We start from the raw sequence: 17,783 nt of genomic DNA on the forward strand, positions 1-17,783 counted from the left end.
GGCTTCCATCATGCAGGGCTATTTTATCAAAATGACCATGATCCGCGCCATTTGCCTCCTCCTGACCGCCGCTTTCGCTGTTCTCATGCTCAACTCCTGCGGCATGATCCAGGCTCTCGATCCTGAATTCAAAATGCCTAAGATTCCGCTGCCCAGCCTGCGGACCGTGACCAAACTCATCCCTGGCATGCCCGAGAAAGATCAGGTCAATGCCGAGGACCCCACCGTGCCGTTCAACTCACGCGGCACTCTCGGCTACGGCCACACGGTGCGGGTGGAAGTGTATGAGGGAGCGCGCGGCTCGGAGCAAATCTACCGCGACATCTCCATGGTGGACACTCAGGGTCTGCTGCCACTAGGCAGCGTGGGCACAGCCCGAGTCGGCGGTTTGACACTGCCAAGAGCTGCTGAGGCCATCGCTGCCGTGTTTCGCTTGGCTGGACGCAACACCCGCCCCATCACCGTCCACATCATCTCCGTGGAGAATACGCCGGTCATCTCGATCAATGGCGATGTGCGCGAGGCTGAGTTTGTCCCCGTGTTTCAAGACATAAGCGTGCAGCAGGCGGTGACCGTCAGCGGCGGGCGCAAGCCGGGCTCCACCGCGCGCGGCGTTTACATCGCTCGTGAGGGCCAGCGCCGCTTCTTCACCTCGCTGGAGGCCGCCAGTCATGACTGGAAACCGCAGGCCGGCGACATCATCACACTCTCTCCTGACATTTGATCCATGCTCGAATACACCGGAGGCAATCCAGCCGCAGTCCAGAGTCCGCTCAGTTCGCTTTTCAAAACCGTCGCCATCGTCCGCATCGGCACCGGGACGCTGCTCATGACGCGGCATGGCTTCAGCGCGGCGCTGAGCGCGTATCAATTCTTTTGGAAAGAGCAGCCCTGGGCCTGGGTGACCGCTTTTCGTGATGCCGGACTGCCCTACCCGCACTTGATCGCGCCGTTCACCGCCCTGCTCGTCGCGGGCGTGGCACTGAGCTGGATCATCGGCTTCCTGACGCGGCTGTTTTCCGTGATTTTTCTGCCGGTGGTCATCACCGCGCTGGTCATCCTGCAAAAAGCCGGCTCCGTGCAGGTCGAGGCCGCCTGGCTCTATCTTTTCATCACCGTGACGCTGCTGCTGTACGGTTCCGGCGCGGTGTCGGTGGATCAATTGTTCCGCCTCGGCCAGGGCGGATCCAAAAAACGCCGCTGATGGCCCGCATCGTCCGCAGCAGCGAGCCGCCCGCCGCCAGCGCGGGCGAACGCGTGCTTGCCATCGACCCGGCTCTGCGAAAAACGGGCTGGGCCGTGGTCGAATGCGAGAAAGGGCAGTTGCGCGCCCTAGCCTGGGGCGTCATCCATAACAAACCCAATCTGCTGCCCTCCGGCTGCCTCGTGGCCATCCGCGAAGGATTGATCGAGGTCATCCGCCAGCATGCGCCGACCGTTTGCGCCATTGAATCGACCATTTTCGTGCAGAGCTTCAAAACGGCTATCGTGCTTGGCACCGCGCGTGGCGCGTGCTTGATCGCTGCCGCCGAACACGGCCTGCCGATCTACGAATACGCCCCGCGTGAGATCAAACAAGCCGCCGTGGGCCGGGGTGCCGCGCAAAAAGAACAGGTGGCCTTCATGATCCGTGCCCAACTCCGTCTGCGTGAGACACCGCCGCCCGATGCCGCCGACGCGCTGGCCGCCGCGATCACGCATTTTCAGAACAGCGCCGCCGCACGCGCCACGGAGCGCGAAACACGGCGGGTGTGAACCCTTCTCTGCTCAATTTTGCGAATGGGTGATTGCGCATTGTGTTTCAGCCGGGCATAAGGTTAATTTTCCACTCCCGTCCCATCGCAACTTCCCTTTTCCCGGTCCATGATTGATGTACAGAACCTCACCAAGCAGTACGCCGGGCGGACTGCGGTGAACAACATCTCCTTCCAGGTTGAACCAGGCGAGATCGTGGGGTTTCTGGGACCGAATGGAGCGGGAAAATCCACCACCATGCGGATTTTGAGCGGTTACATGCCCGCGACGTCCGGCCGGGCGCAGGTGGCGGGTTTTGACGTGTTTCATCAGTCGCTCGATGTGCGGCGTTCGGTCGGTTACATGCCGGAAATGGCCCCGCTCTATACGGACATGAAGGTGAAGGAGTACCTGCGCTTCCGGGCGGAGCTGAAAGGCCTCTCCGGCCACGCCATGCGCCGCCGCGTGGGAGAGGTGATGGAGCTGACCGGCGTGAACGACATGCGTCGGCGTTTGATCGGCAACCTTTCCAAGGGCTATCGTCAGCGCGTGGCGCTGGCAGACGCGCTCGTTCACCGGCCCAAGCTGCTGATTCTCGACGAGCCTACCAACGGCCTTGACCCGGTGCAGATCCGCCAGGTGCGCGACCTGCTGCGCAATTTGAAGTCCAAACACACCGTGCTGCTCTCCACGCACATTTTGCACGAGGTGGAGCAGACCTGCGACCGCGTGGTGATGATCCACCAGGGCCGCATCCGCGCCAACGACACGCCGCAGAACCTCACGCGCCAGCTCCGCTCCACCACGCTGCTGCACCTCGAGATCGAGGGCGGGGGCAATCTCGCTGAAAAGTTGGCCGCCCTCCCCGGCGTGCGCAAAACCACGGAGGAGAAGCTGCTGCTGCATCCCTGGCGGCGCTTCACCCTGCGTGTGGAGCCGGAACATGACGTGCGCGACGCGGTACTGGACCTGGCCTTGAAACAAAAATGGCGCGTCCGCGAGATGCACCTTCAGCTCCCGACCCTGGAGGATGTCTTCGTCGAGCTGTCCATGAACGCCGGCATCCCCGGCGACATCCCCACCCACGTCCTATGAGGATTTTCTGGATTCTTCTCAAAAAGGAACTGCACAGCTTCTTTGTCTCGCCGGTGGCCTATGTGGTGCTGGCGCTGGTGATGATTCTGAACGGCTTTGCCTTCCGTGCCGCCCTGTCCGTGCTCGAAAGCGCCCCCAGCGAAGGTTCCATCGTGAGCTGGACCTTCCACGCCATGTGGTTCTGGCTGTCCTACTTCTTCATCTTCCCACTGCTGACGATGCGCCTCTTTGCGGAGGAGAAAAAGCTCGGCACGCTGGAGACGCTGTTCACCGCGCCGGTGCGCGCCTGGCAGGTCGTCGGCGCCAAGTACCTCGCCTCGGTCATTGTGTACTGCGTGCTCTGGCTTCCAAGTCTCTTCAACTTCAAGTTCTCGTCCTGGATCAGTGCCGGGCAGGTGGAGCTGCCTTCCGGGGCGATGCAGGGCGCGTATCTGATCCTGGTCGTGATGGGCATGTTCAACCTTGCCGTGGGCTGCTTTGCCTCGTCGCTCACCTCGAACCAGATCGTCGCCGCGATCCTTTCCTTCACGCTGAGCCTCATGCATTTCCTGCTGGGCATTTTCGTCATGGTGGTTGGCCGGAAGCTTTCCGATTCCATTGTGAGCGTGATCAATTACTTCGCCGCCACGGAGCACATCCGAATCTTCACCGCAGGCCTTATCGACACCCGGCCGCTGGCCTATTACCTCAGCATGTCGCTGCTGTTCCTCGCCTTCACGCATCATGTCGTCGAGTTCCGCCGCTGGCGCCCGTGACCGCTGATTGAAACCACCTGACCCATGCCGGATTCCGACCCGCCTGATAACCACAAAGCCAAGCCGAGCGAGATGCCGAAGCGCTACGGCATCGGCATGAACGTGCTCATCCAGGTCGTCCTGGCCCTGGCGCTGTTTGTCGGCATCAACCGCCTCAGCTACCGCCACTACTGGCGCTGGGATCTCAGCCCCAGCCAGGACTACACGCTGAGCCAGGCCACGCTGAACTACCTGAGCAATCTCTCCCGGGACGTGCAGATTTACATCGTCTTCGGCCGTGACTCAAAGGTCTATGGCGAGGTGCAGTCCCTCTCCGAGGAGTACCGGCTGCACGGACGCCAGCGCATCAAAATCCGCTCCATCGACCCCGTGCGTGACATCGAGCGCGCCGAGCAGCTCAAGGCCGACACCGGACTCTCTCTGGCACAAAACGGCGTCCTGCTGCGCTGCGGAAACAACAAACGCTTCATCACCGAGGAGGAGTTGGTCATCCGCGAGTCCGGCACCAGCACCAACCGCCAGATCATCGAGTTTCGTGGTGAGGACGCCATCAGCTCCGCCCTTATCTCCGTCGTCGAGGGGCGTGTGCGCCGGTTTTATTATGTCGTCGGCAAAGGCAGCCGCTCCGACACCGCCCTGAGCGACGCCTACAACGCCGCGCTCGACCTGGGCAGGCAGCAAAACTTTGAGGTGGCCCAGATCAACCTCTCCGAAGTCAGCGAAATCCCCAAGGATGCCGACGGGTTACTGCTCATGGGCGCGCGCTACGATCTCTCGGAGCGGGAGATCACCATGCTGAATGACTACTGGAAGCGGAAACGCGCCGGTCTTTTCGTGATGCTCGATCCGGGCGGCGAAACAGCGCGGCTCGCCGCCTTCCTTGCCCTCAACGGCGTGCGGCCGCGTGGCGACCGCGTGCTCGTGGCCGAAAGCACCAGCACCGGCGCGAAGAAGGAGTTCTCTGTCCAGGCCGAGTTCATGAAGGAAGTGCCCTTCATCCGCCATCTCACCTCGTCCTCCATCACCTTTGCCGGCCAGTCGGAGTCCCTCGATCTCCGCTCTGACGACCCCGCGCTCAAAGAGCAGTCGATCAACGTCCTGCCGCTCATTCGCGCCTCACCGCGCTTCTGGGGAGAAACCCAATTCCTCGAAGAGCTTCCCGTGGTCGATGAAGAGGACACCGTCCCGCCAATCTATCTGGCTGCCAGCATCGAACGCGGCGCGGTGGCGGATGAAACCGAGCGTGCCGACAGCGCGCGCATGGTCGTCGTCTCCAACTCAACCATGCTCGACAAGCAGACCATGCTGGCCGTGAACCGTGACTTCGTGGCCGCCGGCCTCAACTGGCTGATGAACCGTGAGAGCCGCATCGGCATCACCTCGAAGCCCAAGCGCTCTTACCGCATCCAGCTCACCCAGCGTCAGCATGAGCTGATCTTCTGGGTCACCTCCATCGCCCTGCCAGGCATCGTTCTGGGCTTCGGTTTCATGATCTGGGCCGGACGGCGGGCCGCATGAGCTGATTAATTCGCATGAACACGCGCACCACTGTCATTCTGTTCCTGTTCGTCGCCGGGCTCGGGGCTCTGATCCTCGGCATTGAGCGCTATTTTCCCTCCGCCCAGGAACTGCGCGAGATCAAGCGCGGGCCCTCCCGTTTTGAAAAGGACAAGGTCACCCGTGTCGAGGTGCTCACCGGGGACAACGCCGCTCTCATCCTGAAGCGCGACGGGGCCTCATGGCTGGTCGAATCACCGTTCACCGATGTCGCGGACCCGCAAAAAGTCGCCGCTCTTATTCTCACGCTGGACAGCGTGGAGTGGGTCGAGCGCATCCACCGCGAGGAGTTTGACGACAGCGAGTGGCTGAAGACCGGCCTCGACAAGCCGCGCCACAAAGTCCGTCTGCTCGCGGGAGACACCGTCGTGCATGAGTCCTGGTTTGGCGCGTCCGCCGTCATCGAAAACAACTACTACATGGGCATCCCCGGCAAGCCCGGCGAGGAACCGGCCTGGTATCTCGGCAAAAGCGAGGCTCCGCTGGTGCTGCAAATTCCCACCGCCGCCTGGCGTGATCCCAAGCTCCTCCGTCTGCCTGCCGAGGTCATCACTGGCATCACGCTGACTCAGGCCTCCGGCCAGATCGTCCTGACCCGCGCCAACGAGCATTCCCCGTGGTCCTTGGAAAAACCGCTCAGGACTCGCGGCAGCAAGGAGCGCATCACCGAGCTGCTCTCCACGCTGCTCAACATCGAGATCACCGAGGCCAAGGACGCCCCTTCCTCGAACGGAACTCCCCCCAAGGCCGACACCTCGGCCCTTCCCGCTGACGAAATCAAGCTCATCATCGAATCCAAGCCGCGTGGCAAAAGCTACGAGTTCACGCTGAAAAAACCCGCCGACGACAAGCAGACCAACACCACCGCCACCACCGTCTGGCGGAAGCCCGTCTTCACCGTCGCCGCCAAGAACCTCGCCAGCCTCTGGGTGCAGCCCAACAACCTGCGCGACCACCTTCTGGCCCAGATCGACGGCGAGCGGCTCGAATTCTTAACCATCCACAGCAAGACCCACCCCGAGGTCAGCCTGCGCAACGAGGGCGGCTCCTGGCACCTCCTGCGCCATGGCAACTGGGATACTGCCAACGGCGAGCGTGTCTCCCGCTGCCTCAACGCCCTCAACACCCACGAGATCCTCCAGTTCACCGCCGACACCGCCGCAGATCTCATGCCCTACGGCCTCGATGATCCGTTCCAGACCGTTACCTGGACGGCTTCGCGTGAAAAGCCCGTGAAGCTCATGTTCGGCCACAATGCGGAGAGCACCCAGTTCTTCGCCAAATACGAGCACGAGCCCTTTATCTACCGCATCGACGCCTCCCTCCTCCCTTCCCTGCCCACCGATGGCATCAAGTGGAAAGGCCTCGGTGCCCTGCGCTTCACCACCTTTGCCCTGCGCCGCATCAGCCTCGCCCTCGGAGCCAACACGCCCATCATTCTCAACTACAACCCCGTCACCGCCGAGTGGAAAGCCACGCGTGGCGGACGCGATGTCAGCGAGGAGATTGACCGCGTGAAAGCCGACCAGCTCGCCGGCAACCTTGCCAAATTCACCGTGCAAGACTGGGCGGTGGACCGCAGCGCCGCCATCGAAGCGCTCAAGACCCCTTTCCTCACCATCCAGATCGTCCTCGGCGAGCCCGGACGCAGCGACGGCCCGGTGCGCGAGGTGGAAATCCTCTTCTCTCCCACCCAACCGAACGCCACCACCGCCTTCTACTTCGGCCAGGTCAAAGGAGATCCCGACATTTTCTACATGACCCGCAACGGCCTGCTGCAAATCGCCGGCAGCGACATCTTCAAGCCGAAGCCGGTGAAGTGACCTGACAACCTGTTGAAAACCTCCCGGCGTGAGAAGTCAGAGGTGAAGAGTGAGACGTGTCGTCTGTGCGAGCACCACTTCGAGCTCTGACTTTTAACGTTTTACTCGGTGCCTCATGAATTTGATAACAGGCTGTCAGCCAGTTTCTCTTTGTTAAATCCCTGCGATGTCAGAGGAGAGGAAAACTGGCGGTGAGGGAGGGATTCGAACCCTCGGTAGCTGTTAAGGCTACGCATCTTTAGCAAAGATGTGCTTTCGACCACTCAGCCACCTCACCGTTGCGTGTTTCTGCCGGTCGGGGCAGCGCGGCGCTATTTAGCGTGAAGCGTGGGAGATCGTCAAACGAAATGTCATGCTCTGACGCATCTCGTTTTCACAGCAGGTCAGGCCGGTTCGTCCGCGTGCGCTCCAGCGCCTGCTGCTCCCGCCATGCGGCGATTTTCGCGTGATTGCCGCTGAGCAGCATGTCCGGCACCTTCAGACCGCGATACTCGGCTGGTTTCGTGTATTGCGGCGCTTCCAGCATGCCGCTCTCCCCAAAGCTCTCCTCCACCGCGCTCATCTCATCCCCCAACACGCCGGGCAGCAGGCGCACGATGGCATCCATCACCACCACGGCGGCGATGGCTCCGTTCGTGAGCACATAATCGCCCAGGCTGATCTCCTCATCCACCCAGTGCTCGATGATGCGGTGGTCGATGCCCTCGTAGTGGCCGGAGAGGAAAATCAGATGCGATTCGGCCGACAAACGCCGTGCGGCGGCCTGATCAAACCGCTTGCCCGCCGGTGAGAGGTAAATGATGCGCGCCTCCGGCGTGTCCAGGCGGTCCAGTGTTTCAAACACCGGCTCGGGGCGGATCACCATCCCCTGCCCGCCGCCGTAGGGCGTGTCATCCACATGACGGTGTTTCCCGAGTCCCTGCTCGCGCACATCATGCACGCGCAGATCCAAAAGTCCCTTCTCCTGGGCGCGTCCCATCATGCTCAGGCCCATGGGCACCGAGACCAGTTCCGGGAAAAGCGTCACCACGTCAATCTGCATGCCTGCGCTATGCCGCAGCCTTTTCAGCGCGGCAAGCACGGCATTCTTTCCTTCACCGGGGAATGCGCCTTGACGCTTCGGGTCGTGCCCCTACTATCGCGACTCGCTTCCCCCCATTTTCCCCATGAACATCCACGAGTACCAAGCCAAGCAACTGTTTGAAAAATTCGGCGTCGCCAGCCCCAAAGGGATCGTCGCCAGCACGGCGGAGGAAGCGGGCAAGGCGGCGCGTGAGATCGGCGGCCCAGGGCTCGTGGTGAAAGCTCAGGTGCATGCCGGTGGTCGTGGCAAAGGCACGTTTAAGAACGGATTCAAAGGCGGCGTGCATGTCGTGGACACGCCGGAGCAGGCGGAAGACATCGCGGGCAAGATGCTCGGCCAGACCCTCGTCACTCATCAGACCGGCCCGGAGGGCAAGCTGGTGAGCAAGGTGCTTATCGCCAAAGCGGTGGACATCACCAAGGAATACTACTTCGCCATCCTGTTTGATCGTGGCAGCAGCAGCCACGCCATCATCGCCTCCACCGAAGGCGGCATGAACATCGAAGAAGTGGCCGAAAAGACCCCGGAAAAGATCACCAAGGAGTTCGTCAATCCCGCCATCGGCCTGCAGCCCTACCAGTGCCGCAAAGTCGCCGCTTCCCTCGGCTTGAAAGGCCCGCTGGCCAATCAGGCTGTGAAGCTCTTCACAGCGCTGTGGAATCTCTACCTCAAATGCGACTGCTCCCTCGTGGAAATCAATCCGCTCGCCATCACCACCGACAACCAGGTCGTGGCCCTCGACGCGAAGTTCAACTTCGACGACAACGCCCTCTACCGTCAGAAGGACGTCACCGCCATGCGTGACACGACCGAGGAAGACCCGCGCGAAGTCGCCGCGAGCGAATTCGGCCTCAACTACATCGGTCTCGACGGCAACATCGCCTGCCTCGTCAACGGCGCGGGCCTCGCCATGTCCACGATGGACATCATCAAATTCCACGGCGGCGAACCCGCCAACTTCCTCGACGTCGGCGGCGGCGCGACGAAGGAACAGGTCACCGCAGCCTTCAAAATCATCCTCGGCGATCCGAACGTTAAGGGAATCCTCGTGAACATCTTTGGCGGCATCATGGACTGCGACATCATCGCCAACGGCATCATTGCCGCCGCGAAAGAAGTGTCCCTGACGATCCCGCTCGTCGTCCGCCTCGAAGGCAACAATGTCGAGGCTGGGAAGGCCACCCTGGCCGCCAGCGGCCTCAAGATCACCAGCGCCGGCGATCTCACCGACGCCGCGCAGAAGATCGTGGCAGCCGTCAAAGCGGCGTAAAGCAAACTCTTTGCCGCCAAGGGGCGGAGAGGCCGGGTTTCGGAGCCATGCTCCGCATCTTCGCTTCTCCGCCCCTCTGCGTTTAATTCAAGGCCGACACGCGTCCTTTCGCATGGAGCGCCTGTTTTCATGCGTATGAGCGTCACCATGAACACGCTCACCCGCCGCCAGTTCGTCCGCAGTTCGGCCCTCGCCACGTTGGCGGCTCCCGCCATCCTCAAGGCCGCAGGCAAGGAAGACAAAATCAACCTCGCCTTCATCGGCCCTGGCGGCATGGGGACGAATCACATCAAGACGATGTGCAAACGCGATGATGTGATCTTCTCGTGGGTCTGCGATGCTGATTCGAAACGGGCGGAGACTGCGGCTAAGCTGATTCAGGAAATGACGGGGCAGACGCCCAAGGTCGTGACGGACATGCGCCGTGTCCTTGAGGACAAAAGTGTGCAGGCCGTGCTGATGGCCACGCCTGATCACTGGCATGCACCGGGAGCCATTTTGGCTGCGAACGCGGGCAAGCACGTCTATGTGGAAAAGCCCTGCTCGCACAATCTGCGTGAAGGGCGGCTCATGATCGAGGCGGCGGCGCGAAACAAGGTCTGCATGCAGGTCGGCACGCAAAGCCGCAGCACAGCCGGAGTCGCGCAGATCATCGAAAAACTGCGCGGCGGTGTGATTGGCGACATCTTGGTCGCCAAGGCCTGGAACAGCCAGCTTCGCAAAAATCATGGCCACCAGCCGGATTCCGAGCCGCCAGCGGAACTCGATTACGACCTCTGGCTCGGCCCGGTGCCGAAGGTGCCGTTTAAGAGCACCTATCATCCCGCGCACTGGCGATGGTTTCATCACTTCGGCGCGGGCGATTTCGGCAACGACGGCGTGCATGACATCGACATCGCCCGCTGGGGCCTCGGCGTGGAGCAGCATCCAAACCGCATCATCGGCCAGGGCAGCAAACTCTTCTTCGACGACGATCAGGAGTGGCCCGACACGCTCTACTGCGGCTTTGAATACGACATCGCAGGCAAAACCAAACAGCTCATCTACGAGCAGCGCGACTGGAGCCCCTACGTCCAAGAAGGCCACGAAAACGGCTGCGCTTGGTATGGCACGAAGGGCATGGTCATCGGCGGCAAAGCCAAGGGAAACTGGCAGATCTACGGCGAGAAAAACAAGCTCATCGAGGATCTCAAACCCACCTCCGGCCCCGATCTCGCCGCGCATCACGCGAATTTCTTCGACGCCATCCGCACCGGCGCAAAACTCAACGCCGACATCACCATCAACCATCTCAGCACCGCGCTCTGCCACTTGGGCAACATCGCCGCCCGCACACGCCGGGCACTGGTGTTTGATCCGGCCAACGAGCAGTTCATCGGCGATGCCGACACCTCGAAGCTGCTCAAACGCGAGTATCGCGAGCATTGGGCCGCGCCAAGTGCATGAAATGGCTTCTTCCATGCCTGGGGCTAAGCGTCAGCATCGCCTTCGCTGACGATCCACTCCCCAACCCCAAGATCGAAGCCCTGCCCCGCTCCGCCGCGTTGCCTACGGACACGCCTGCGAAGATCGAACTCGGCCGCCTGCTGTTCTTTGATCCCATCCTCTCCGCCACGCGCGATGTCGCCTGCGCCACCTGCCATCATCCACAGCATGGCTGGGCGGATGCACGGCCCACGCCGCTTGGCGTTCACGCCACTGGCATCGGTCCAACGCGCAAACTCGTCAAGAGCGCGGAGTTCATGCCCCTGCGGCGCAATACGCCCACGATCCTCAACGTGGCCTTCAACGGCATCGAGTCGGACAAACCTTTCGACCCGGCGAAATCACCCATGTTCTGGGATAATCGCATGCAAAGCCTCGAAGCGCAGGCCTTGGCCCCGATTCGCCAGCGCGAGGAAATGCGTGGCGATGTGTGCAGCGAAGCCGAGGCTGTTCCTGCCATGATCGGGCGACTGAAAGCCATCCCGGAGTATGTGAAGCTCTTCCAGGGCGAAATCACGGCTGCAAGTGTCACGCAGGCCATCGCCGCGTATGAGCGAACGCTCATCACGCCAGATTCCCCCTTCGACCGCTTCATGCGCGGCGACAAAACCGCCATGTCACGCGAGCAGCAGCACGGCATGGAGGTGTTTCAGAAAGCCGGCTGCGCCCTCTGCCACAACGGCCCGATGTTTTCCGATTTCAAACTCCACGCCATCGGCCTCACCGACTCCGCTACGCAACGTCACGAGTTCCGCACGCCCACACTGCGCAATTTGAAGCACACCGCGCCTTATTTTCACCACGGCGGCAATCTCACGCTCGAAGAGGTGCTTTTCTTTTATGACCGCCTCATGGATCAAGCCGCCGAAACCTTCGAGGGTGGCGACGCCTCCCTGCCGCCGCTCGATCCGCTGCTGCGGAAGATGAACATGCTGCCCGAGGATCACGCGCCCATCGCCGCGTTCCTCGAAGCACTGAACAGCGACGACTACGACCAATCAGCGCCGCGGAGCGTTCCCAGCGGTCTGCCTGTGCCGGGTGTCAGGTGAATCAGCCGCGCTTGGCCTTCTTCTCCTGCTTCGCGAGCTTTTTCTCCTTGGCGGTCTTCTGCGGAGCCTTCTTTTTCTCTTTCTTGGCGTCTTGAGCTTTCATGGTGTTGGAATGGGAATGAGTTCACCGTCAACTGAGGCAACGGCATGCGGTGGTTTTAACGTGGGTTTGAAAAATGAGCAATCGCAATGATGCACCGTTGTGCAGGCGCACTGCTCCAGCAAGCAACGTCCTTCATGGGCTGCGTAACATTTGCGCGTCTTCTACCTCAGCGCCATGACACTGATCCATCCTTCGTTGGCCTTCACCTGCCGCAGTGCCTTTTGCCTCACGCGCGTGTCGCCCCGCAGCTTGGTCAGAAGTTTTTGAACAGTCCTTTGAGTTCCTTGAAGTTGTTGATCAACCCCTTGGCCTTCTCTTCGATGTCGCCGCCCAGGAGGCCTTCCAGGCGGTTTTGGATGTCTGGCTTCACCTGGGGATGCGAGAGGGACCCGGTGATGCTCAGGTCGAAGGCCACGCGACCGCGGTCATCGGAAAACGCTCCGACCACCATGCGGGAAATCGTGTCGCCGAGGCCACGGCTGGCGACACCGCGCACGATCTGCTCTTTCAGCGCGTCACCACAGGAAAGCCGGGTGAGAAGGCCCTGCTGATCCTTCGCCAGGTCGATCCAGGAGTCCTTCTTGATGGTGAACTCGTAGTCCGGCAGCGCGAGCAGCGTGTCGCCGAGGAAGCGGATGGACTCGTTGCCGAAGAGCACGCTAACGTTCACGTCCTGAGCCAAAACACCGCCGATACGGATGGCGCTAAGATCGACCCCGTATTTCATGAGCTTGTCGAGGTTCTGCCCGGCGGCATCGCCGATGGTCATGTGGCCGCCGATGCTGGAGCCGCGGTCGATGACGAGGTTCAGCATGGCTGCGGGCGACCAGCGCATGGTGGCGGGATCGACCGGATTCACATCGCCCTCGCCGTGCAGCTTCATGTCGGCAAACTTCACCTCCTGCAAGCGCCCGCCGATCTGGGCCGCGCCATCCACGATGGCCTTGGCGCTGAGCCGCGCATGCACCTTGTTGTGGTTGGCGATGTCCGCCGGATCGATGTCGATGCCGGTCAACACGAGGGTGAAATCGCTGATGTCGGCGTTGAAGCGTGAATCCGTGCCTTCGTTGCTGATGACAAAGTGCCCCTGCTCGATGCTGATCTCCTGGAGGATGACACGACCGGCGCGTGACCCTTCGTCCGGTGCCTCAACAGGCATGGCTGCCGGAGTTGCGGCGGGTGCTGGCGGCACGAGGGCCACCGGACCCGGCGCGGCAGGCTCTGCGGCTACGGGCGGCGGTGTCTGCACGGGGATTGCACGTGGCACGTCGGCCGCCGCCTGCAAGGCCGCGAGTTTGTCCGGTGGCGGCTGAAACAGCTTCTCCAAAGCGCTGCCGTCCTGCGGGCTGATGCGCTCATGCACCTCGATGCCGACGATGCGCAGCACACGCGGGAAGAACTGGCGGCTCATCAGCGCCTCCGGCACAAGCTCGGCGTAGGCCATGTCGATCTGCACCGGCGCGTTCTTCATCGGCGGGCGGGCGGCCAGCGGCGTCCCGGCATACTGGTCACGCGGCCCGATTTTCACGCCCGCCAGACGCAGGCTCGGCGGCCAGGCGAAAATCGTGAGCGTCACGTCGTCGAGATGCACGCGGGCGTTGATGTTTTTCTCCGTTTCCAGGACGATCAGCTCCTTGTTCACATAGCGGCGCAGGATGTAAGCGCCCGCGAGTGGCGCGGCGACGGCCAGGAGCACCAGGAGGCCAAGGAGAAAGAGCAGCAGGCGGACGAACTTCTTCATGGGCAGAGCATAACCAGTGATGAGCGCTTGGAAATTTGAGATTTGAAATTTGCTTTGGTCATTCCCGGCTATGGTCGCCCTCCGTTTCAACTCCTCCGCCCTCTTTCCCATGTCCATCCGCGTCCGCTTTGCTCCTTCTCCCACCGGTGACCTTCACGTCGGAGGCGCGCGCACGGCCTTGTTCAACTGGCTCATGGCCCGCAAGCACGGCGGCACGTTCGTGCTGCGGGTGGAAGACACCGATGGCGCTCGCAACACGGCGGAAGCGGCGGCAGGCATCCTCAAAGGCATGCGCTGGCTCGGGCTGGACTGGGATGAAGGCCCAGAAGTCGGCGGTGAATGCGGCCCCTACTTCCAAAGCCAGCGCAAAGACCTCTACGACGCCTATTTCAAGAAGCTGGAGGACGCCGGACGCGTCTATGCCGAGCCGGACGGCGCGATGCGCTTCAAATTCAGCCGCACGGCCATCACCGTGCATGATCTGGTCTGCGGGGATGTGACCTTCGCGCCCACCGAGGAGCCGGACATGACGATCCGCCGTCCGGACGGCAGCTACATCTTCCATTTCGTCAATGTCGTCGATGACATCGAGATGCGCATCTCGCACGTCATTCGTGGCGAGGATCATCTCTCGAACACCTGGAAGCATATCGACCTCTTCAACGCCTTCGGCGCCAGCGCGCCGACCTACGCGCACATCCCGCTGATCTTGAATCCCGACGGCACCAAGATGAGCAAGCGCGACGAAGGCAGCGCCATCGAGCACAGCTACATGAACGCCGGTTTCCTGCCCGACGCCGTGTTCAATTACCTCTGCATGCTCGGCTGGACGCCGAAGGCCGAGAGCGAAAAACTTTCCCGCACCGAACTCACCGCGCTGTTCGACGCCGACGCCATCCACAGCAGCAACGCAAAGTTCGATCTCAAGAAAGCGCAGTGGTTCAACGCCCAGTATCTGCGCGAACTGAGCCCCGCAGACCTGTTGAAGCACGCCAAGCCCTTCCTGACTGCCAAAGGCCTCGCCTGGACCGATGACGCGATGGCCGCCGACGCCGTTCACAGCGTGCGCGAGAAGGTGAGCCTGCTCACCGAGCTGCCCGAGTGGGTGCATTACTTCTTCCGCGAGGATTTTCCCTTCGAGGCCGATGTCGTGACCAAATTGAAGGCCAAACCCGAAAACGCCGGCCTGCTCAAGGCCGCCAGCGATCAACTCGCCCAAGCCGCCGAATGGACCGAGCAAAGCGTGCATGATGCCGTCGGAGCCGCCGCGAAGGCTTTGAGCGTCAAACCCGGTGCCATGATGCCGCTGCTGCGTTTTGCGCTGAGTGGTCAATCACGCGGGCCTGGGGTGACGACGATTGCACATTTGATCGGGAAGGAGAAGACGCTGGCGAGAATGCAGCGGGCGCTGGTGGAGGTGCTGGGATAAGTTTTCTAAACAAGTTTGGTCTGCCGTATGGCGAACCGAGTATTAACCCAACGCATTCCCTTCATGGACTTGATACGTGAACGTCTAGCTGCTCTCCCACTGGAATGCATTGGCCCGGAGAGGCTTTTGTCGCGTGCGCTCTATCGGTGTACTATCGACATGGTGCAGTTGGAATGCATCGGGCGCATTTTTCAGCTCTCCACCCATTATGGCCGCGATGTTGTTCTGCGGCATCTTGTGCTGCTGCCGGAGGAGGCCTATCAATGGATTCTTGGTGGATTTGAACGAGCTCTGGAAGAACAAGAGAAACTGACAGGGAGCGACCTGATTCTTGGCCCCTTTCCCTATTTTACCGTTGATGGCACGTCAGGTTATGGGTCTCAAGTGCTTGCTCCCAAGATTTGGGCAAAAGACTTTCTCGCTGACGCTATACAGACACGGCCTCTGCCTCTGTTAAAGCGTCATCATCCCTGAAGAATTACAAAATCCCCACGCTCGAAAGAAATATGGGCCTTTCTGGCCGCCTCAAATTCAGGCGACAGATTGCGCGACCCACCGCGCATAGCTCTCCGCTACCTGCTCCGACTTGAGCGCGACGATTTCCGGCACGTCGTAGGGATGCAGTTCGCGCAGGCGTGATTCGAAGCGGGGCCAGGCGAGCGTGCGCAGGTCGAGGCCGCACTGAAACACACGGAGCGCAGCCTGTTGACCGTGGCATAGCTTTAAATTTTCACCGCAGAGATTGGAACGCCGCAGAGGTTTTTCAGAAGAAATATCTGCGGTGTAAATCAGTGTTTCCCTAGTTCCAAACGAGGATGCCCTGTTTTTTGGGTTCATCCGGGAAGTGGGTGCGGTCTGTCGGTTCACACGGGCGCGGCATCAGCCCCTCACCTAACCTCTCCCCGCACCGTCGCTTCAGATCATGGGGGCACCCATAGCGGGGAGAGGGACTGAAAGTGAGGGCACCATCGTCAATCGCAGGCCAGCAGGTATGCCTGCCTGTCCCTCTCCCCGCGCAGCGCTCGCGTTTGGTCTGCCATTTGTTGCGGGGAGAGGTTAGGTGAGGGGAACCTCGCAGTGAGCCGCGAATGCACCAACTTCTCGGATGAACCTTTATTTGGACCTCCTGTTGCTGAAATCGACGATCCTGTTTCTCCATCAGGCGCTCCTGTTTTGCGGTTAGCGCCGCCTATTCCAGAAATAGGCTCTCCTGTTTTCTAAATAGGATGTCCTATTTTGATTTTTGGAGATCCCATTTCTGAAATGGGCGGTCTTATTTCCCAATGCTGACGTCCTGTTTTGGAATGAGCAGCGCCTTTTCCAGAAATCTGCGGTCCTGCTTTCAAACCCGGAGATCTGGATTCCCGAAAGGACTCAACGGGCTGACGTGGCTGCCTGTCTGGGGAGGGATTAGCTCGGCGATTGAAAATAACTTGATACAAGTTTAATATTAACCGTAATTCCCACTGTTATTACTGATCGGCTTTGCCAGCCATTCACACCCGCCGCCCGCGCCTTTAGGCCAACACAACCATCCAAGCCATGCAACCCACATCTCATGCCCCCGCATCTTTTGAAGGTGACCAACCCGCCGTCCGCCTAAGCCTCCCGTCTCCTGGCCCCCACGCCGCAGGTCGCCGCGAGGGCCGCCGCCATGCGGTGGCTGATCCGGCGGTCCCAGTGAGCGACGGAGCCAAGGTGAAGATGGGACTCTTCTACATGAAGATCCGTGAACTGATCCCCTACCTGCAAAATCACATCCAGATGATGACGGACAACCCCAGCTTCCTGACACCGCAGCCACCGGCGGAGGATTTTCTGGCCCAGTTCGAGGCCTTTCAGGACGATGCGCTGGCAGTGCTCCACGCGGAGACAGTGCTGCGAGACGCCGTGGCTCGCCGCGACCAACGACGCGCCGCGATAACAGCGATGATGAACGTTCGCGCCGCCTATGTGCAGGAGGCCAGCAACGGCAACCGCCAGGTGATCCTGAGCAGCGGCCTGGGCGTGAAGAACCCGGCCACCCCCGTGACCACCCTGGCCGCGCCGACGAACCTGCGCGCGGAACTCAACGGCGAGGCCGGTGTGATGAAGCTCCGCTGGGAGGCCGTGGACCACGCCCGCATCTACCCGTTGCAGTGCAGCCCGGACGTGCAGCCCCGGCAGTGGGTGCAACTGGAGAACACCACCAAGACGCAGGTGACCAAGAAGCTGGAGGTGGGCATGACCTACGTCTTCCGCGTGGCCGCCGCCGGCACCCCCGGCCAGAGCAACTGGAGCGCGGAAGTCATCCGCGGCGCGGCCTAGCCGCCTGTTGCACCACCTGTGAAGGAGCGGGCAAAGCGTGCATGATGCCGTCGAAGCCGCCGCGAAATCCCTCAGTGTGAAACCCGGCGCGATGATGCCGCTGCTGCGTTTCGCGCTGAGTGGTCAATCACGCGGACCGGGAGTGACGACGATTGCGCATTTGATTGGTCGTGAGAAGACAATCTCGCGCATTCAGCGTGCGCTGGTCGAAGTGCTGGGAGTTTAACCCGGATCATGCAATAGAACAGTAGCAAAGAACCGGAGAGCCCTTCAAGGCAGGGAGTTGACGAGTCTGCAAGAATCACCGGAATGGTGAACCTGCCGATTGAATACTCTGACAAGCCGGTGACG

General features: G+C 61.1%; 17 protein-coding genes and 1 tRNA gene. 14 read left to right on the forward strand and 4 right to left on the reverse strand.

Annotation, left to right across the window (positions count from 1 at the left end):
- The first annotated feature begins 37 nt into the window (after positions 1–37).
- The 7 genes from ACILSI_RS14310 to ACILSI_RS14340 all read left to right on the forward strand — a co-directional run bounded on the left by ACILSI_RS14310 (position 38) and on the right by ACILSI_RS14340 (position 6,964).
- Complete coding sequence (locus ACILSI_RS14310) at positions 38–724, forward strand: hypothetical protein (protein WP_395722570.1); 687 nt, start codon at positions 38–40, stop codon at positions 722–724.
- Positions 725–727: 3 nt separating this feature from the next.
- On the forward strand, positions 728–1,204 hold the full coding sequence (locus ACILSI_RS14315) for a DoxX family protein (protein WP_395722571.1): 477 nt from the start codon (positions 728–730) through the stop codon (positions 1,202–1,204).
- Positions 1,204–1,755: a crossover junction endodeoxyribonuclease RuvC gene (gene ruvC, locus ACILSI_RS14320; RefSeq protein WP_395722572.1), complete on the forward strand. Its 552-nt coding sequence runs from the start codon at positions 1,204–1,206 to the stop codon at positions 1,753–1,755. The genes ACILSI_RS14315 and ruvC overlap by 1 nt, the downstream gene beginning before the upstream one ends.
- Before the next feature lie 108 nt (positions 1,756–1,863).
- On the forward strand, positions 1,864–2,829 hold the full coding sequence (locus ACILSI_RS14325; RefSeq protein ID WP_395722573.1) for an ATP-binding cassette domain-containing protein: 966 nt from the start codon (positions 1,864–1,866) through the stop codon (positions 2,827–2,829).
- Positions 2,826–3,584 (forward strand): ABC transporter permease, encoded by a 759-nt coding sequence (locus tag ACILSI_RS14330; RefSeq protein ID WP_395722574.1) that lies wholly within the window; start codon positions 2,826–2,828, stop codon positions 3,582–3,584. Before ACILSI_RS14325 ends, ACILSI_RS14330 begins: the two co-directional genes overlap by 4 nt.
- 24 nt (positions 3,585–3,608) lie before the next feature.
- Entirely contained in the window at positions 3,609–5,102 is a 1,494-nt protein-coding gene (locus ACILSI_RS14335) for a Gldg family protein (protein ID WP_395722575.1), read from the forward strand.
- 14 nt (positions 5,103–5,116) lie between these two features.
- Entirely contained in the window at positions 5,117–6,964 is a 1,848-nt protein-coding gene (locus ACILSI_RS14340) for a DUF4340 domain-containing protein (protein ID WP_395722576.1), read from the forward strand.
- 186 nt (positions 6,965–7,150) lie between these two features.
- Here ACILSI_RS14340 and ACILSI_RS14345 read toward each other — a convergent pair.
- Positions 7,151–7,241 (reverse strand) — tRNA-Ser (locus ACILSI_RS14345).
- Between the two features lie 96 nt (positions 7,242–7,337).
- Positions 7,338–8,006 (reverse strand): tRNA (guanosine(37)-N1)-methyltransferase TrmD, encoded by a 669-nt coding sequence (gene trmD, locus ACILSI_RS14350; RefSeq protein WP_395722577.1) that lies wholly within the window; start codon positions 8,004–8,006, stop codon positions 7,338–7,340.
- A gap of 124 nt (positions 8,007–8,130) precedes the next feature.
- Between trmD and sucC the strand changes: the two genes are divergently transcribed.
- From sucC to ACILSI_RS14365, 3 genes are all read left to right on the forward strand, one after another.
- A complete protein-coding gene (gene sucC, locus ACILSI_RS14355; RefSeq protein ID WP_395722578.1) occupies positions 8,131–9,318 on the forward strand; it encodes an ADP-forming succinate--CoA ligase subunit beta in 1,188 nt (395 codons plus the stop codon).
- Between the two features lie 147 nt (positions 9,319–9,465).
- The gene (locus ACILSI_RS14360) at positions 9,466–10,764 is read left to right on the forward strand and encodes a Gfo/Idh/MocA family protein (RefSeq protein WP_395722579.1); all 1,299 of its coding nucleotides are present in this window, start codon (positions 9,466–9,468) and stop codon (positions 10,762–10,764) included.
- A complete protein-coding gene (locus tag ACILSI_RS14365) occupies positions 10,761–11,852 on the forward strand; it encodes a cytochrome-c peroxidase (RefSeq protein ID WP_395722580.1) in 1,092 nt (363 codons plus the stop codon). Before ACILSI_RS14360 ends, ACILSI_RS14365 begins: the two co-directional genes overlap by 4 nt.
- Before the next feature lie 356 nt (positions 11,853–12,208).
- On the opposite strand, the gene ACILSI_RS14370 is transcribed toward ACILSI_RS14365, so the two are convergent.
- Positions 12,209–13,696, reverse strand: coding sequence for a hypothetical protein (locus tag ACILSI_RS14370; RefSeq protein ID WP_395722581.1), 1,488 nt, complete (start codon positions 13,694–13,696; stop codon positions 12,209–12,211).
- 109 nt (positions 13,697–13,805) lie between these two features.
- Here ACILSI_RS14370 and ACILSI_RS14375 point away from each other — a divergent pair, with 109 nt between their 5' ends.
- Complete coding sequence (locus tag ACILSI_RS14375) at positions 13,806–15,125, forward strand: glutamate--tRNA ligase (RefSeq protein WP_395722582.1); 1,320 nt, start codon at positions 13,806–13,808, stop codon at positions 15,123–15,125.
- A gap of 63 nt (positions 15,126–15,188) precedes the next feature.
- Positions 15,189–15,599, forward strand: coding sequence for a hypothetical protein (locus ACILSI_RS14380; RefSeq protein ID WP_395722583.1), 411 nt, complete (start codon positions 15,189–15,191; stop codon positions 15,597–15,599).
- Between the two features lie 57 nt (positions 15,600–15,656).
- Here ACILSI_RS14380 and cutA read toward each other — a convergent pair whose 3' ends face one another.
- Positions 15,657–15,992 carry a divalent cation tolerance protein CutA gene (gene cutA / locus ACILSI_RS14385; RefSeq protein ID WP_395722584.1) on the reverse strand — a complete coding sequence of 112 codons (336 nt, stop codon included), beginning with the start codon at positions 15,990–15,992 and terminating at the stop codon, positions 15,657–15,659.
- A 675-nt stretch (positions 15,993–16,667) separates the two neighbouring features.
- Here cutA and ACILSI_RS14390 point away from each other — a divergent pair.
- Together ACILSI_RS14390 and ACILSI_RS14395 are read left to right on the forward strand one after the other, a co-directional pair.
- Complete coding sequence (locus tag ACILSI_RS14390) at positions 16,668–17,432, forward strand: fibronectin type III domain-containing protein (RefSeq protein ID WP_395722585.1); 765 nt, start codon at positions 16,668–16,670, stop codon at positions 17,430–17,432.
- Positions 17,433–17,469: 37 nt separating this feature from the next.
- The gene (locus ACILSI_RS14395) at positions 17,470–17,658 is read left to right on the forward strand and encodes a hypothetical protein (protein WP_395722586.1); all 189 of its coding nucleotides are present in this window, start codon (positions 17,470–17,472) and stop codon (positions 17,656–17,658) included.
- Positions 17,659–17,783: the final 125 nt, after the last annotated feature.

The sequence above is a fragment of the Prosthecobacter sp. genome (genome assembly GCF_044232965.1).
In the GTDB taxonomy this organism is placed as follows: domain Bacteria; phylum Verrucomicrobiota; class Verrucomicrobiia; order Verrucomicrobiales; family Verrucomicrobiaceae; genus Prosthecobacter.

Excerpts from the sequence above, each read along its gene's own strand:
- ACILSI_RS14310 (WP_395722570.1), top strand. The coding sequence starts at position 38 with ATGATCCGCGCCATTTGCCTCCTCCTGACCGCCGCTTTCGCTGTTCTC.
- ACILSI_RS14375 (WP_395722582.1), top strand. The coding sequence starts at position 13,806 with ATGTCCATCCGCGTCCGCTTTGCTCCTTCTCCCACCGGTGACCTTCAC.
- ruvC (WP_395722572.1), top strand. The coding sequence starts at position 1,204 with ATGGCCCGCATCGTCCGCAGCAGCGAGCCGCCCGCCGCCAGCGCGGGC.
- ACILSI_RS14335 (WP_395722575.1), top strand. The coding sequence starts at position 3,609 with ATGCCGGATTCCGACCCGCCTGATAACCACAAAGCCAAGCCGAGCGAG.
- ACILSI_RS14365 (WP_395722580.1), top strand. The coding sequence starts at position 10,761 with ATGAAATGGCTTCTTCCATGCCTGGGGCTAAGCGTCAGCATCGCCTTC.
- ACILSI_RS14380 (WP_395722583.1), top strand. The coding sequence starts at position 15,189 with ATGGACTTGATACGTGAACGTCTAGCTGCTCTCCCACTGGAATGCATT.
- ACILSI_RS14370 (WP_395722581.1), bottom strand. The coding sequence starts at position 13,696 with ATGAAGAAGTTCGTCCGCCTGCTGCTCTTTCTCCTTGGCCTCCTGGTG.
- sucC (WP_395722578.1), top strand. The coding sequence starts at position 8,131 with ATGAACATCCACGAGTACCAAGCCAAGCAACTGTTTGAAAAATTCGGC.
- ACILSI_RS14315 (WP_395722571.1), top strand. The coding sequence starts at position 728 with ATGCTCGAATACACCGGAGGCAATCCAGCCGCAGTCCAGAGTCCGCTC.
- ACILSI_RS14360 (WP_395722579.1), top strand. The coding sequence starts at position 9,466 with ATGAACACGCTCACCCGCCGCCAGTTCGTCCGCAGTTCGGCCCTCGCC.
- ACILSI_RS14390 (WP_395722585.1), top strand. The coding sequence starts at position 16,668 with ATGCAACCCACATCTCATGCCCCCGCATCTTTTGAAGGTGACCAACCC.
- ACILSI_RS14340 (WP_395722576.1), top strand. The coding sequence starts at position 5,117 with ATGAACACGCGCACCACTGTCATTCTGTTCCTGTTCGTCGCCGGGCTC.
- ACILSI_RS14325 (WP_395722573.1), top strand. The coding sequence starts at position 1,864 with ATGATTGATGTACAGAACCTCACCAAGCAGTACGCCGGGCGGACTGCG.
- trmD (WP_395722577.1), bottom strand. The coding sequence starts at position 8,006 with ATGCAGATTGACGTGGTGACGCTTTTCCCGGAACTGGTCTCGGTGCCC.
- ACILSI_RS14330 (WP_395722574.1), top strand. The coding sequence starts at position 2,826 with ATGAGGATTTTCTGGATTCTTCTCAAAAAGGAACTGCACAGCTTCTTT.